This window comes from Aquimarina besae, assembly GCF_042434905.1.
In the GTDB taxonomy this organism is placed as follows: domain Bacteria; phylum Bacteroidota; class Bacteroidia; order Flavobacteriales; family Flavobacteriaceae; genus Aquimarina.
On record NZ_CP170199.1, the window covers coordinates 366,304 to 383,482 of the forward strand.

A 17,179-nucleotide genomic window follows, 5' to 3' on the forward strand; every position below is an offset into this window, starting at 1 on the left:
TTTTATGTATTTAATTTTTGATACCGAAACAACAGGTTTACCCAAACGCTGGGATGCCCCAATAAGTGACACTGATAACTGGCCAAGATGTATACAAATTGCTTGGCAGCTTCACGATGAAATGGGTAACTGTATCGAACATCAAGATTATTTAGTTAAACCTGATGGTTTTAACATTCCATATGATGCAGAGAAAATCCACGGAATTTCTACCGAATTAGCCCAACAAGAAGGAATCACATTAAAAGATGTTTTAGAAAAGTTTAATATTGCTTTATCCAAAACCAAATTTGTAGTAGGTCAGAATGTAGGTTTCGATGTTAACATTATGGGAGCCGAATTCTACAGACTCGGTATTGATAACCAGCTACAAGACTTACCAGTTTTGGATACTTGTACCGAAACCACAGCCAGTTTATGCCAAATTCCTGGAGGTCGTGGAGGAAAATTTAAACTCCCAACACTTACCGAGTTACATGAATATTTATTCGGAACAGCTTTTGGCGAAGCACATAATGCAACCGCCGATGTAGAAGCCACCACCCGATGCTTTCTAGAACTGATTCGTAAACAAGTTTTTACCAAAGAAGAGCTTGATGTACAAGCAGATTATTTTGAAAACTTTAATCAAGCCAATCCAGAACCTATACAACTAATAGGTTTAAAGCATATCAATCTAAAAAAAGCCTCGAAAAAAATCCGGGAATCGCTGGACAAAGAGGATAGCTCTGATATTTCTAAACAAGAAATTAGGGACAATATTGCTATACTTGATTCGGTAAATTTTGCACATCTCCATAATCATACGCAGTTTTTCTGTATTACAATCGACCACTAGTATACCAGACTTAGTAAAAGAAACCGCTAAGCATAAGATGACTGCCGTTGCTATGACCGACCACGCCAATATGATGGGTGCTTTTCATTTTGTACAGGCCGTTACTAACCATAATAAAAGTGTAAAAGCTGCAAACCAACAAGCAATAGAAAATGGCGAGGAACCCAAAGAAGTCGAAATAAAACCAATCGTAGGTTGTGAATTCTTTGTTTGTGAAAATCATAAAGACAAGTCAAGAAAAGATAACGGATATCAGATCGTACTACTTGCTAAAAATAAAAATGGTTATCATAATCTAGCAAAAATGTCTTCTATCGGTTTTGTCGATGGGTTTTATTATCTACCTAGAATTGACAAAGAAGTGATCAAGCAGTATAAAGAAGATATCATTGTCCTTACAGGAAATCTTTACGGTGAAGTACCTAGTAAAGTACTAAACATTGGTGAAAAACAAGCTGAAGAAGCATTATTATGGTGGAAAAAAGAGTTTGGTGATGATTTGTATATCGAAATTATGCGTCATAATCAGGAAGACGAGAATCGAGTAAATCAGGTTTTAATTAATTTTTCTAAAAAACATAACATTAAAACCGTTGCCACTAATAACACTTACTATTGCGAGAAAAAAGATGCAAATGCTCACGATATTTTATTGTGTGTAAAAGATGGAGAAAAACAAGCTACTCCAATAGGTCGCGGACGAGGGTATCGATATGGCTTACCCAATCAGGAATATTATTTCAAATCATCTGAAGAGATGAAAAATCTTTTTAAAGATCTCCCCGAGGCCATTATTAATATTCAGGAAGTCATAGATAAGATAGAACCATTTGTTCTAGCCAGAGATGTATTATTACCAGCATTCGATATCCCAGAAGAGTTCCAATCTGAAGAAGATAAGATTGATGGGGGTAAACGAGGCGAAAATGCATACCTTAGACATATTACCTATAAAGGTGCTAAAATACGATACGGAGAAATTACTCCAGAAATTGATGAGCGACTGGATTTCGAGTTAAAAGTAATTGAAAACACGGGGTATCCGGGATATTTTTTAATTGTAGAGGACTTTATCAGAGCCGCTAGAGATATGGGAGTATCCGTTGGCCCAGGACGTGGATCTGCTGCAGGGTCAGCAGTAGCCTATTGCTTATGGATCACCAACCTCGATCCAATTAAATATGATTTACTATTTGAGAGATTTTTGAATCCTGATCGTGTGAGCATGCCTGATATCGATATTGATTTTGACGACGAAGGACGTGGGCGCGTTATGGATTATGTAATCGAAAAATATGGCGCTAATCAAGTAGCACAGATCATCACTTATGGGACTATGGCTGCAAAATCTTCAATACGAGATACTGCTCGTGTACTGGATCTACCACTAAGTGATGCAGACAGAATAGCCAAATTGATACCGAATATGTCCAAATTGGGTAAAATTTTTGGTGTTGATGAAGCTATTCTTAAAAAGAAATTTAGAAGTGACGAATTAGAAAAGGTAAATGAATTATTAAACATAGCTGAAGGTAGCGATCTAGAGGCGGAAACACTAAATCAAGCCAGAGTACTGGAAGGCTCGGTTAGAAACACCGGAATTCATGCCTGTGGTGTTATCATCACGCCAGATGATATTACCAAATTTGTCCCTGTTGCCTTGGCAAAGGATTCCGACATGTATTGTACACAGTTTGACAACTCTGTAGTAGAAAGTGCCGGTTTATTAAAAATGGACTTCCTGGGACTAAAGACGTTAACTTTAATCAAGGACACGGTAAAAATTGTCAAAGCCAAACACGGAATTGAGCTTGACCCGGAAAATTTTCCACTAGACGACGAAAAAACCTACGCATTATTCCAGAGAGGAGAAACCGTTGGAGTTTTCCAATATGAATCTCCAGGGATGCAAAAATATATGAAGGAGTTAAAGCCTACAGTTTTTGCGGATCTCATTGCGATGAATGCATTGTATCGTCCGGGGCCTTTAGAATATATCCCAAGTTTTATTAATAGAAAACACGGTACCGAAGAAATTATCTACGATCTTGAAGCTTGCGAGGAATACCTGAAAGAAACCTACGGGATCACGGTCTATCAGGAGCAGGTGATGCTATTATCTCAAAAATTAGCAGATTTTACAAAAGGTGAAGCCGATGTCCTTCGTAAAGCGATGGGTAAAAAGCAGAAAGCCGTTTTGGACAAAATGAAACCAAAGTTTATTGAACAAGCTGCTGCCAAAGGTCACCCAGAAGATAAACTAGAAAAAATATGGAAAGATTGGGAAGCTTTTGCTGCCTATGCCTTTAATAAATCCCACTCTACCTGTTATGCTTGGATTGCCTACCAAACAGCTTACCTAAAAGCTCATTATCCGGCAGAGTATATGGCCGCAGTACTTTCTAACAATATGAACGATATCAAGCAGGTTACGTTCTTTATGGAGGAATGTAAACGAATGAAATTAGAAGTACTAGGACCTGATGTTAACGAATCTTACCGAAAATTCTCTGTAAACAAAGATGGTGCCGTACGATTTGGTATGGGAGCGATCAAAGGCGTTGGTACGGGAGCAGTTGCCACCATTGTAGAAAACAGAAAAAAAGACGGACCTTATAAATCTATTTTTGATATGGCAAAACGCATCGATTTGCGTGCCGCAAACAAAAAAGCTTTCGAAAGTCTAGCGCTGGCAGGTGGTTTTGATTCATTTATTGAGACACATAGAGGACAATACTTTCACCAAGATGGTGACGGAATTACCTTCCTTGAAAAAGCGATGAAATATGGATCGAAGTATCAAGAAAATGAAAATTCCTCTCAAGTAAGTTTATTTGGAGAAGCCAGTGATGTTCAGATACCTGAACCTGTAGTTCCGCCTTGCGAAGAATGGGGAACCATGGAAAAATTGGCCAGAGAAAAAGAAGTGGTTGGTATTTATTTATCAGGTCATCCTTTGGATGATTTCAAATACGAAATGAAATATTTCTGTAACGGAACTTTAGTAAATTTTGCTGATCTAGAAAACAACTTAAATCGCGAAATTTCATTTGGTGGTGTCATCACAGGAGTAGAACATCGCACTTCGAAAAATGGAAAAGGTTGGGCCACTTTTACGATCGAAGACTACAATACGGCTCACGAATTTAGAATTTTTGGGGAGGATTATCTAAAGCATAGACCATTTCTGGTACAAAACACTTTTGTATATGCAAAAGCTTTTATTAAAGAAGGCTGGGTAAATAGAGATACCGGCAAAAAAGGAGATCCAAGAATACAGTTCAATAGTTTCCAGTTGTTACATGACGTTATGGAAACGTATGCACGAAAACTTACAATACAATTAGACATCAATGACCTTTCTGACAAAAGAATTGAAGGCTTAAAGGAATTATTGACAGAGCATTCTGGAAATCATACCTTGAATTTTGTGATCTTTGAAATGGCAGAAAAGCTAAAACTACATATGCCTAGTCGCAAACAAAAAGTAAACATATCTCCAGAGTTACTGACAGCTCTAGAAAATGATTCGGTGTATTATAAGTTGAATTAGAAACACAGGTTATGTTGCACCCTTCTTGTCACACTGTCCCGATAGCTATCGGGAGTCAAAGTGCTGTTTAACTTTAGATATATATGAATCAATGAAATTAAAAGATCCCGCTATACAGCGAGATTAGTTTAACTAGCTATCTTAATTCTTTACTTACAGTAAATTTAAAATATAGTTTCACTAAAAAGCCGGCACCAAGTTGTTGAATCACAACTTATAATGCCGACTTTAAAAATAATAAATTTGACTTATTGACACACTCTTACCTCAGCAGAACCTGCAAACGTTCTATAGGATTCCCAGCAATCTTCTTCTTCATTCACATAATCATTCATATTATCCCTAAGTTTACTTTCATAACCACTATTACCAAACCTGTCTCGCTCTACGTGGTAGTAGATAGCATAAGCACCATCAGGGGGCGTAATTGAGGTAATTGCCCCATCAGTAGTATTATCTTGCCAATCTATATCATTATAGGTTACATTTCCAGTAGGGCTTAATTTGCTTTTATATTCTATTCCAATTCTAAAATTATCTGCCAACCTATTGATAAATCGGATTTCATTATGTACTCGTCCCGCTGTAGTACAATTCAATGCAACATAATCTGTAGAATATCCCATTTTTGCCAACGTATTATCTTTCAAAAAACGAATGGTATAAGCAATAGGAACTCCTGGATTATTTCTGCTATACACTGCATTTTCTCCTTTGATAATAGGTTGCAAGTCACCAAAATTTGTTGCTGATACTGCTTCAGAGGCAACAGCTGCATTTCCTCCAATAGTGACGGTAGTGATATTAGATTCATTTAAAATTTCCTTATATTTTAATGCCAAATCACCTGAGGCATTAGTCACTCCACTTGCATAATTAAAAGCACCTGTTAACTCAGTCTCAGTAGCTTCTGCCGTTGTCTCCATTCTAAACATAATAATTCTACCATAATTTACCGAATGCACATATGCCGGTGGTGTTGAAGAATTAAGTGCATTCTCAATTTGTGTCAATGGCACATCAGCTTTAAAAACATCGGCTGGATTATCGGGCGTATCCATAGTTATGGTATAAAAAACTTGTTTAAATACCATAATAGCCACTCTTCTGGTCGAAGTAGTTTCATAATTAAATTGAGCAGATACATCTCCTGTCGCCCACTCGGTATTTAAACCTACCTCTAAACTCATTTGCTTAGATGAATACGAAGTACTTGCTGCATAGGATGAATTTGCCGCATTTACGTAACCTTCTTGGTAGGCATTAGCATTCCAATATTCTAATGCCTCATCGATCTTGGATTGCACATTAGAGTTTCTAGGATCTTCTACTCTTATATTTCCTGCCTCACCAATACCAGGCAAGTCCAGGCGGATCGTCATTGGCGCTCTTCCTAATGTAAATGCTTCAGGCAGACCATCTCTCATCGTTTGGTTACCTATTACCAGTGCTCCAGGCCAAATTATTCCGTTGGTAGGACGAAGAATAGCTACATCTTCAAAATTAGCTTTCAAATTGTAATTTACCCTAACACATGTTGTATTGATTCCTTCGCCATAGGATGTATCTGTAGAACTATCTCCGGCGGTTTTTAATAAAGCCTCTCCACCTGTTTCTTCTACCCCCAATAATTGATTAGGATCATAATCAAGATTGTTAATAAAATCGTTAATAGTATTTGCTTCGGGATTCGTAGGTTCTGAAGGAATAGCATCTTCATCCTTACTACAAGAACTACATGCAATTAGTGTACTTATCGCAAAAATTAACATAAACGCTTGGGGCATTTTTAAAATTGAAGTTTTCATGATTTGTGTTTTTTTTGATTCAACGAGTCAAAACTATTCTAAAAGCCACCTAACACCTAATTTTTGGTATGGACAAAGTATGGACAAGGATTGAAAATCAGATATTTATGAAAAAATAACTTCAACAATATTTTCAAAGATCAACTCAATAAAAAACCTTTATTTACAAGCCTTTAGAATGTAAAAGGATTGAAAAAGAATCAATAAAAAGCTTGTTTCAACAGAATAAATTATGGTTAAGCACTGTAGACAACTTGATATAACCAATTGATTAATTGGTTAACTTAGTTAAAAATAAAAGCGCACCACACAATGAAATCTTTTTACTTGATCATCGCATTTTCTATAGTATTTACGTATCAAAATCATGCTCAAAATAAGAAAGTATCAGATAGTTTGTTAAGATTAATTAACGATCAAAAAACTTCGGATACCACAAAGATTAAAGCATACAATGATTTGGGATATCAATATGCAAGTTCTGATGCCGAAAAAGCCAAAAATTATATCAAAAAGGCGCTGTCTTTGGCAAAACAAACTTTCAGACCAAGAGGTGAAGCAGGTGCTTATAATACCTTGGGAATTGTCTATTATTATCAAAGAGAATATGATTCTGCTGCATTAAACTTTAGAAAAGCGCTCGCTATTAATAAAGAACTTGGACATTTGTGGGGAGAGGCATCTGCATTAAACCAAATAGGAGTTATACAGATGTTACAGGATAAATACCTCGATGCTATAGAAAGTTATAAACAGTCAAAGATGGTTTTCGAAAAGATGCAAGACACCCTAGCCGCAGCCAAATCTACTGAAAATATTGGTTTAGCATACCTGAACATGGGTCATTACCAAAAATCTATAGAGTTTATATACGAAGCGATTGGAGTATATGAAGAAGTGTCAAATAATGAAAGTGTAGGAAGAGGCTACCTTCGTATCGCCAAGATTTATTTTGAACAAAAAGATTATCAAAATTCTTTAATGGCTTACCAAAGAGCTTTAAAAATTGCAAAGGATGAAGGTAATGAATACCAAATTAGAGCAACACAAATAGGAATAGGTAAAACTTATCTGAAAATTGGAGAGTATCAAGAAGCTTTAAAATACTATGAGTTAGCAGCAGTAATTAGAAAAAAGCTCAATGCAAAACAGGTTTTGATGCCTGCTATAATTGGATTAGGTGACACACATTACAAAATGAAAAACTACGAAAAAGCATTATCACAATATAATTTAGTTTTAGAAAATAATACCAATAACAATAATGATCGCAACCGTGCAGAGGCTCATATTAAGATTGCAAAATGCAATAACGACCTAAATCAATTGATAAAAGCGAGAGCCAATATAAAACAAGGATTAGCTATTGCTCAGAGTATAGGAAATCTAAAACTTGAGAAAGATGCTTTAGAGACTAGCGCTATTATTGAAGAAAAGCTGGGCAACGTGACTACCTCGCTACAATTATACAAACAATTTCTAACCTTAAACGACAGTATTAATAATAAAGATCGTGAGAAACAAATCAGAGAACTTCAAACTATATACGAAACCGAAAAGAAAGAAGCTACTCTAGCAATTCAAGAAAAAGAAATCGAAAATTTGAACAAAGAAGTAGAAATAAGCAACCTGCGTAAAACTTTATATGCAGGAGGAATGATTTCATTTATCGCCGTCTCGGGATTACTATTTTTTGGATTCAGACAACGATTAAAAAAGAATAGAATTGAACGTGAAAACCAAGAAGCGATTTATAAACAAGAAATCGAGTTTAAAAAGAAAGAATTGACTTCGCAAACATTACATCTAGTTCAAAAAAATAGTTTCATCCAGGAATTAAAGGATAATCTGGAGCGTATTAAGAATTCTCCTGAACTTTTTAAAGTAGAATTTAGACGTTTGGTCATGCTTCTAAAAAAAGAAAGTGCTGAAGACAAAGACTGGGAGGTGTTTAAATCTTACTTTGCTGATGTACACAATAATTTTGACAACAAGCTTAAATCCATCTACAGCGAAATCTCTGAAAAAGAAATACGATTGGCTTCATTCTTAAGAATGAATCTTACTACCAAAGAAATTGCCACTATGCTTAATGTACTGCCCGATAGTGTTCTGAAATCAAAGTATCGATTAAAAAAGAAATTAAACCTGGATAAAGAAACAGACCTATACCAATTCTTAAATACATTATAAATGGGTCTATTTTAAAATTATCCTATCTTGTAAAAGAATCACAGATCAGAGCTTATGCAAAAGAATACATTATACATTATAAGTATTGGTATTATTATTCTTGGAATTGTATTGTATTTCGTTTTCAATCCAAAAAACGCTAATAACAAAAGTGAATATATTGCCATCACTCCGGTCGCTACACACATTAACGGAATGGAGTTTATTGATTCTTCTATTTGTATTGAATGTCATCAACAGATTGTAGAAAATCATTATCAAACAGCACATTTTAATTCCTTTCAGCCTGCTACAAAAAATACGATCAAAGGTAGCTTTGAACTAGGCAAAAATACTTTTCAGCTAAACGATAATGTCACTTTTAAATTCATAGAAAAGAATTCTGGCTTTTACCAAGAACCTGTAATCGGCAATCAGGATGCACCTTTTTACTCAGCCAAAATGGATTTAGTGGTAGGATCAGGAACAAAAGGACAATCTTATTTAATGTGGAATAAAAATAACTTGTTTCAATTACAAGCTTCATATTTTACTCCCACAGATAGCTGGATCAATAGCCCAGGTGCTCCGGATCAGTTAGCTCCTGCCAGACCCGTTTTAGAACGTTGTCTGGAATGCCATACTACTTATGCCCAAAATATATCAGATAATAAAAACAGTAACCAGTTTCATCGAGAAAATTTGGTATATGGAATTGATTGCCAACGCTGCCACGGACCTGTAAAGGATCACGTTAAATATCACAAACAAAATCCAGAAGATAAGATTGCCAAACACATCATGAAGTACAGCTCATTATCCAGACAACAACGATTAGATGCATGTGCCCTATGTCATTCTGGTTTAAGAACAGAAACCACAGAACGTGCTTTTTCTTTTATGGTGGGGGATACACTTAAAAATTTTTCATTTCCTGATTACGATGAGTCAAGTCTTGGGGAGCTGGACGTACACGGAAATCAGTATGGTTTGCTAAAAGCCAGCAAATGTTTTACGAACAGCAACTCTCTTGACTGCACCACGTGTCATGATCCACATAAAAAGGAAAGGGGAAATCTTACAATGTTTAATCAAAAATGTATGGATTGTCACTCCAAATTACCAAAACCTTTTCGTTGTTCGGGAGACTCAAAGGAAATTGAAAAAATGGGTAATGATTGTGTGCAATGCCATATGCCATTAGCAAAAAGTAAAACAATGAAAATACAGTTACCTGAAGGAAATGAAGTTTCGGTTGATGTTAGAACCCATCTAATAGGTATTTACGAGTAGGAAGCATTTAATCAAAAAAACTTCTGGCCCAGTCTTCTGCCTCTGCAAGTTCTTCAAAGAAAGTAAATGCTTCATTCCACAAAGGCTGCTCCATCAAAGCCCTTTTTATTTCTTCGGGATTTTTAGAAACAATAGCAAAACCGATCATATTTTTTAATATTCGGCCACTGTAAACATTTAGGTCAATATCGTGAGGGTATTTTCTATGAGTAATAAATATAAAATTTCTTCTTTTATAAAAATCTTCAAGATACTTTGTAATCTCTGCAGCTGTTTCCATTGTAATTGCAGAATTAGGCTTCATTTCTAAAATCGCGTGACACTCTTTAAAAGCAAGATTACAATATGGAAGTTCGATTTCTTTCATTCTATTTTTATCGCTGTAAATATAATGTTAATTTTTATCTAATATTGGTTGTTCTTTTTGCTTTATTAAAAGATTCAACATAAGTGTAAATCAACCAAAGATTGAAAGAATAATTCTGCGTCTAATTGATTTACTATATATTTGGTATCAGAAAACTCAATAACTCTATAGTCAAAACAAATATTATGATTGTAAGCTTTGGCAGAATTATTGACTAATTTTGTGAAATTAAAAAGAATAAGAATTTTTAAACAATAGATAACATGGCATTAGAAATAACAGATGCTACTTTTGATGAAGTGGTACTTAAAAGCGACAAACCTGTATTAGTTGATTTTTGGGCAGCATGGTGTGGTCCTTGTAGAATGGTAGGTCCAATTATAGAACAGATCAGCGAAGAATACGAAGGAAAAGCAGTTGTTGGTAAAGTTGATGTAGATGCAAACCAAGAATTTGCAGCTAAGTATGGTGTAAGAAACATTCCGACTGTATTAGTTTTCCAAAACGGAGAAGTAGTGGGTCGTCAAGTAGGTGTTTCTCCAAAGAATGTATATGCAGAAGCATTAGATTCATTGATCTAAAAGAATTACAAATTAAACGAAAAAGGGTTGGCGGATTGTCAACCCTTTTTTATGAAATGTACCCTACTTATCCGTATATTGTTTGCTATTAGTCTATAATCTATTACATAATCCTTTAGGATCATGAATATTCAAAATGAAATTAATAAAACGGGAGGTTTCACTAATCTTGAGCTATTAGCAAAGCAAGTGGTAGAAGGTTTTATTTCCGGAATGCATAAAAGTCCTTTTCACGGATTTTCGGCAGAATTTGCAGAACACAAAGTTTATAATAACGGAGAGAGCACTAAACATATTGATTGGAAGCTTTATGCTAAAACCGATAAGTTATTTACAAAAAGGTATGAAGAAGAAACTAATCTAAGATGTCACATCATCATTGACAATTCATCCTCTATGCATTACCCAGAGATAAAAGAACATCATCTGGGGTCCTTAAACAAGATAAGTTTTTCTGTGCTTGCTACGGCTTGTCTGATGAACATTTTAAAAAAACAAAGGGATGCCATTGGTCTAAGTATTTATAGTGACACCTTTGATTATTACACCCAAGAAAAAGGAAGCGAGAGACACCATCAAATGCTTTTGAGCAAATTAAGTCAAATCGTAACCGATACACCAGATGCAAAAAACACAGACACTTACACTTTTTTACATCAGATAGCAGAAAAAATTCATCGTAGGTCATTAATTTTCCTGTTTACCGATATGCTACAAGCCACCTCGAGTCCGGAAAAACTATTTGAAGCACTAAGACATCTTAAGTACAATAAACACGAAGTGGTATTGTTTCACACGTTTGATAGTGAGAGAGAGTTAAATTTTGATTTTAGCAATCGCCCCACTAGGTTTATAGATGTAGAAACAGGTGAACACGTAAATCTTTATGCTGATAACATTAAGGAAAACTACAAGCAAGCTGTGGCATCTTATTTTTATGATCTAAAACTAAAATGTTCCCAGTATAAAATAAAGTATGTAGAAGCTGATATTACAAAAGATTTTGATAAAATCCTCACTACCTATTTAGTTGAAAGGCAGAAATTTGTATAAAATAAAGAAAATTAACTCAAAAAAAGTTAGAAAAACATTTGTGAGTATTAAAATGAGGTGTATATTTGCATCCGCAATAAGGCAATGGTCTGGTAGTTCAGTTGGTTAGAATACCTGCCTGTCACGCAGGGGGTCGCGGGTTCGAGTCCCGTCCAGACCGCAAAATTGCAAAAGCTTCAACTAACATTGAAGCTTTTTTTTGCAATGAACAAAGTTGTGTTGTCCCACGCCTGTTGCGTGGGTGGTTTAGTAGTAAACCAATGAGAAGCTTTTCCTGAAAAATGGAGAGGCTTTTTTTAATTCCTAGCAGATCGAAATCAATTGTAGTGATTGTGCAAATTATTTTTTGAAATCCATTGACTACTCCAATAGTAATATCTTCTACATTTTAAACTTCCAAAAATTGATCTTTTATTTTCTCCTTAAAAATATTTCAATCTATATGTGGCTTATTTCTTACAATAGTGATTAAATCCTATATAAATAATGTTAAAATGTACTTTTTTTACGATAAAATACACAAAAAGTTTGGTTGTTATAAATTTTGTATTATCTTTACAAAGTGAAAATGAGTTAGTGCTTTCATTATCCCCAAGATGAAAGCTTTTATAAAAGTGAGTTTTAATTTTAGAATAAGCCCCTAAATTAAGATGATTTGTGTGAAGAAAAAGAGCGTGGAGACGCTCTTTTTTGTTTTCTAACAATTAAATTTTATGTAAATAATTGGTCTCCCTAACTAAAACAGCTCTCCCCAATATTGCCAAACCTTATTTATATATAAAATAATAAAAGCGATAGAGACTACAAACTTGATAAAAGTCCCGGCAAGAAAACCGAGAAAAGATCCAAAAGCAGCCTTTAAAGCTTTAGAAGAGTTATTACTATCCTTGATCAATTCACCCACAAATGCACCTACAAAAGGACCAATAATGATACCAAATGGAGGAAAAAAAAGTAATCCGACAATAAGACCGATAGAAGTACCTATCATTCCATATTTTGTGCCTCCAAAGCGTTTCGTACCCCAAGCAGGAACAATATAGTCCAGCACCCATACTAGTAAGGCTATACCTAGTGTAATCCCGAGAAATGTCCAATTTTGCGGAATAACATTGGTGAAATGCAATATTACCAAACCTATCCAAGAGGTAAAAGGACCTGGTAAGACTGGTAGAAAACTTCCTGTAATTCCAACCAGACACAAAATGAAACCTATAATTACCAATGCTATATCCATACTTCCCTATAAGACTATAATTATCATTTTTTGTTACGGATAAAAGACATATTTGTAAACTAGTATTTTATTTAATTTTTTTAACTAAAAGTTTAGTTAAATCAAAAAAAAACCTATATTTGTCATTCAACTAATATCTTAGTTGAAAAGATCTAATTGTCTAAATCATCATATTGGGGTCGTCAATCTGAGTCTTTGCCTTATTTTATCAAAATAAATTAATGCTGCACAGGCTCAAGATTGACATAATACTCTAAATTATTATTAGTAAAAGAAAAAATGTTTCATTACCTGCTTCAAATCTTAATATTCCAGCTATTGTTCCTATTGATCTATGATATATTTCACAAAAAGGACACTTTTTTTACCTGGAATCGATTGTATCTATTGGTGGTACCATTTCTATCTTTGATATTACCATTTATAGAAATTGATTTTTTAAGCTCAAGTTCTACCTTGAGTTATGTATCCAATATTGAGCGTACGATTATCGCATCTACGGATAGTATAATTTCCAATATAAATACCGCTCAAACTAATGTAGAAAATACTTCTCAACCTACTAACTGGTGGTTAGTAATATATGTAACTGGGATAGTTCTTAGTCTTGTGCATCTTGTTCTTAAGTTTCATAAACTTCATATTTTAAAAAATGTTTCTAATATTTCCAGAGCATTTGACAAAAGAATTGTGATACTACCGAACAGTTCTCACGCTTTTTCATTTTGGAATACCATATTTTTAGGAGATACTTTAACCGAAGAAGAAAAGAAAAATATTATCTCACACGAACTTGTTCATGTAAATCATAAGCATACTGTTGATCAAATAGCCATCGAAATATTGAAGATAGTATTGTGGTGGAATCCTTTAATTTATTTTTATCAAGCAAGAATTACTTTGCTGCACGAATACATTGCTGACTCAGTTACCATCAACAAAGTCAATCAAAGAAATTATATAGAACAGTTATTAAATGCTGCCTTTCAGACAGAAAAAATAACGTTCATCAATCAATTTTTTAATCAATCATTAATCAAAAAACGAATACTTATGTTACAAAAGTCCCAATCCAAATCTATTGCAAAATTTAAATACCTGTTATTAATTCCGGTGATTACCGGTATTCTTACTTACACATCGTGTAAGGACACCTCAGCTTTAAAATCAAATGAGAATGCATTAACACAAGAGGATTCAAAAACAGCTCAGCAGGACAATATTAATACCACCAAACAACCCAAATGCCTTGTTTGGGGATCTTCATTTGATTACAGATTAGATAATTATTTACAACTGAAAAATGGTGAAAAATCCGAATTTATTGCAAAACTAGTATCTCTGGAAAATGAGGAAGTGATTAGAACTGTGTTGCTATCAAAATCTCAAGAATATTTTGTTAGAAACATTCCTGAAGGAGTCTATCGAGTTGATATTGTATACGGCGAAAAATATATAGAAAAAGAAGTCAATGGGGTGTGTAGTGGAAGTTTTGAAAAAATATTAGCCTCTGAAATGGGACAGGATGTCTTAGACTTTCGGATAATAATGAATGGTAAAGAAAAGAATGTCCCCTCCTACACTTTGGCATTAGATTTATCAAATGATTACAATAATGATAGTGAAGAAAGAAAGAAAATGGCTCAAAAACTGGCTGAACAATATCGTAATAAAATATCTCCGGGAGCAAATGAAATCTCTAAAAAAGAAGCAGAACCTTACTGTGCAAATCTGGGAGATAACAAATATGACTACAACATTGATAATTATCTAAAATTTACCAGTGGAAAAAATGCTGAACTGATTGTTGACATAGTTACTACTGAGACTTCTGAAGTCATAAGAACAGTATATTTACCTAAAAACACTGAGTATTATGCTAGAAATATTCCTAATGGTATTTATCATTTGAACATTGTCTATGGAGAGGGTTATGAAGAAAACTCGAATAATGGAAAGTGTGAACTTTCCTTCAAAAAGAAACTAATGGAAGAAAAAGGAGAAGATATTCTTGATTTCAATGTGATTACAACACCACAAGGGATGAATGTACCCTCCTACTCCATCACTTTAGACATGCTAGAGGAACACAACCACTAATACAACACATTAGAAAAATTAAAACTAAAAAGATATGCTACAATACATTATTCAAACCGTGATATTTCAGCTAATATTCTTATTGGCTTACGATCTGTTTCATAAAAAGGATACTTTTTTTACTGTGAATAGGGTATATCTTTTGATTACTTCTTTGCTATCATTGACTTTACCTTTTATAAAAGTTAAAAGCATACAAGAAACTATACCAGATGATTATGTTATTGATTTACCAACGGTGTTTATTGGTGAAAATATCATAAACAACAATGTAGTCCAAGTAGCAAATACTACTACTATCTCATCCTTGGACATCAACTGGTGGCTGGTAATGTATACAATCGGTATTTTAGTCGCGGTGTACTTCTTTATAAAGAAAATACTCATTATCCGTTCTCTAAAGAAACGCTCTGTGCAAGGAAGTATTAATGAATTTCCTGTAAGAGTATTAATTAACACTAAAGATGCGTTTACTTTTTGGAATACTATTTATATAGGAAACCAATTGTCTGACACAGAAAAAGAACAAATCTTAATACATGAAATTGTACATCTAAAACAAAAACATACCTTGGATCTTATATGGTTTGAGATTATTAAAATCATATTTTGGTTTAATCCAATGACCTACATCTACCATTCCAGAATTGTTGCGTTGCACGAGTACATTTCGGATGCATCTGCTATCAAACTTTTAGGCAAACGTGAATACTATGAGCAATTACTCAACGCAAATTTTCAGACAACAGATGTAAAATTTGCTAATAATTTTTTCAATCATCAATTACTTAAGAAAAGAATCATCATGCTTCAAAAAACGAAATCAAAAGCTAATGCTAAGCTTAAATATTTAGCAATTGTTCCTCTCATTATTGTAATGGTAACCTTCACTGCGTTTTCACAAAAGGCAATGACTCTTGCTAGTATTTCAAGTGAAAAAATCACTAATGAAATCGAGGAGTTCACTAATTCATTATCTGATAATCAAGAAGTAAATGAGGTTTCTTCTCAGAAAGAATCTACTACTGACAGAGAATTAGAAGATCCAATCCAGGAAAAAAAGGTGTTGGATACTGAGAAAAACAACCCAAAAAAAGAAATTATTGAGAAATCTTACCAGCAAACCATAAATAGAGATTCTTTATCAAAAATAGACCAAAAAATAGTAGACCAACTATTAGAAATTAAAAATGACATTATCAAAAACGGAAAAAGCTTCGCTAGCCGTGCTGTTTTGTATTCGGAAGATCCCGGGTCTAAAGGAAATGGCGGACTATACTCTATAAAACCAGATGATCCTTTCCACCAAAAATTTAAGGATGTCGCTTTTAGCCTAAAAGAAGGAGAAATTTCTGAACCTTTTAGAACTCCGTTTGGATGGCATATTCTTACGGTAGAGAAAATTAAAGATCAGGAACGTGATATAAGGCATATTTTAATCTTAAGAGAACAAAACATTCCTTTTGCGGCTGTCGAAAAAGTTCCAACAACAGAATTCTGTAAAGACCTAAAGGATCAAACCTTAATTAAGAAATGTGTATCTGAAGAGATTAAGAAATTTGTAAATAGAAACTTCAATACCAAAATTGCAGAATCTATTGGCTTAACAGGAGTCAATAGAATTTACGTACGATTTAAAATTGATACTACCGGGAATATTGTAGAAGTTCAATCCAGAGCCCCTGCTATCGAATTAGAAGAAGAAGCGAAAAGAGTCATCGGTTCTTTACCAAAAATGATCCCGGGAGAATCTCAAGGAGAAAAAGTAAATGTACTATACTCATTACCTATTGTTTTTAATGTTGGAAAAGAAGCCGAAAAAAAATTACAAAAACAAGGAGTTAAACATCCTATTAAAGGTGAAGCAGTACTTACAGAGTCTTTATCATATATAGAAGGACACAATATTAAAACTGGTTACTATTTGATAACCAACATATACAAACATAAAAATTATCTTGAAAAGGGAATGGAAAAGCTTAAAAAACAAGGATTAAATCCTCAGTTTTTCGCAAACCCTAAAGATTCGTATCTATATGTATATCTGGAAAGATATGACACTTTAGAAGAAGCAAAAGCAATGTTAACTTCTGATATGAATGGTCAATATAAAGGAGACCTTTATATATTAAAAATTCAATAATAAACTTAACATAAGACTCAATACAATCAATTAA

Annotated in this window: 9 protein-coding genes, 1 tRNA gene and 1 pseudogene; 8 read left to right on the forward strand and 3 right to left on the reverse strand. The window is 34.0% G+C overall.

Going from position 1 to position 17,179, the window contains the following annotated elements; genetic code table 11:
* Window positions 1-4 precede the first annotated feature (4 nt).
* Window positions 5-4,391: pseudogene (dnaE, locus tag ACE94K_RS01635) on the forward strand (DNA polymerase III subunit alpha).
* A 248-nt stretch (window positions 4,392-4,639) separates the two neighbouring features.
* Here dnaE and ACE94K_RS01640 read toward each other — a convergent pair.
* Window positions 4,640-6,199: a thiol-activated cytolysin family protein gene (locus ACE94K_RS01640; protein ID WP_378179017.1), complete on the reverse strand. Its 1,560-nt coding sequence runs from the start codon at window positions 6,197-6,199 to the stop codon at window positions 4,640-4,642.
* A gap of 312 nt (window positions 6,200-6,511) precedes the next feature.
* On the opposite strand from ACE94K_RS01640, the gene ACE94K_RS01645 reads away from it, so the two are divergent.
* Together ACE94K_RS01645 and ACE94K_RS01650 are read left to right on the forward strand one after the other, a co-directional pair.
* Entirely contained in the window at window positions 6,512-8,392 is a 1,881-nt protein-coding gene (locus ACE94K_RS01645; RefSeq protein WP_378179019.1) for a tetratricopeptide repeat protein, read from the forward strand.
* A gap of 54 nt (window positions 8,393-8,446) precedes the next feature.
* Window positions 8,447-9,664: a cytochrome c3 family protein gene (locus ACE94K_RS01650; protein ID WP_378179022.1), complete on the forward strand. Its 1,218-nt coding sequence runs from the start codon at window positions 8,447-8,449 to the stop codon at window positions 9,662-9,664.
* A 7-nt stretch (window positions 9,665-9,671) separates the two neighbouring features.
* Here ACE94K_RS01650 and ACE94K_RS01655 read toward each other — a convergent pair whose 3' ends face one another.
* On the reverse strand, window positions 9,672-10,031 hold the full coding sequence (locus ACE94K_RS01655) for a hypothetical protein (protein ID WP_378179025.1): 360 nt from the start codon (window positions 10,029-10,031) through the stop codon (window positions 9,672-9,674).
* A 263-nt stretch (window positions 10,032-10,294) separates the two neighbouring features.
* On the opposite strand from ACE94K_RS01655, the gene trxA reads away from it, so the two are divergent.
* The 3 genes from trxA (at window position 10,295) to ACE94K_RS01670 (ending at window position 11,825) form a co-directional block, all read left to right on the forward strand.
* Entirely contained in the window at window positions 10,295-10,612 is a 318-nt protein-coding gene (gene trxA / locus ACE94K_RS01660; protein WP_299605517.1) for a thioredoxin, read from the forward strand.
* A gap of 123 nt (window positions 10,613-10,735) precedes the next feature.
* Window positions 10,736-11,665 (forward strand): DUF58 domain-containing protein, encoded by a 930-nt coding sequence (locus tag ACE94K_RS01665; RefSeq protein ID WP_378179030.1) that lies wholly within the window; start codon window positions 10,736-10,738, stop codon window positions 11,663-11,665.
* Window positions 11,666-11,751: 86 nt separating this feature from the next.
* A tRNA-Asp gene (locus ACE94K_RS01670) sits at window positions 11,752-11,825 on the forward strand.
* A 576-nt stretch (window positions 11,826-12,401) separates the two neighbouring features.
* Here the strand turns inward: ACE94K_RS01670 and ACE94K_RS01675 are convergent.
* The gene (locus ACE94K_RS01675; RefSeq protein WP_378179033.1) at window positions 12,402-12,902 is read right to left on the reverse strand and encodes a DUF456 domain-containing protein; all 501 of its coding nucleotides are present in this window, start codon (window positions 12,900-12,902) and stop codon (window positions 12,402-12,404) included.
* 279 nt (window positions 12,903-13,181) lie between these two features.
* On the opposite strand from ACE94K_RS01675, the gene ACE94K_RS01680 reads away from it, so the two are divergent.
* Together ACE94K_RS01680 and ACE94K_RS01685 are read left to right on the forward strand one after the other, a co-directional pair.
* On the forward strand, window positions 13,182-15,002 hold the full coding sequence (locus ACE94K_RS01680) for a M56 family metallopeptidase (protein WP_378179036.1): 1,821 nt from the start codon (window positions 13,182-13,184) through the stop codon (window positions 15,000-15,002).
* 34 nt (window positions 15,003-15,036) lie between these two features.
* The gene (locus tag ACE94K_RS01685) at window positions 15,037-17,145 is read left to right on the forward strand and encodes a peptidylprolyl isomerase (protein WP_378179040.1); all 2,109 of its coding nucleotides are present in this window, start codon (window positions 15,037-15,039) and stop codon (window positions 17,143-17,145) included.
* The last annotated feature ends 34 nt before the right edge of the window (window positions 17,146-17,179 follow it).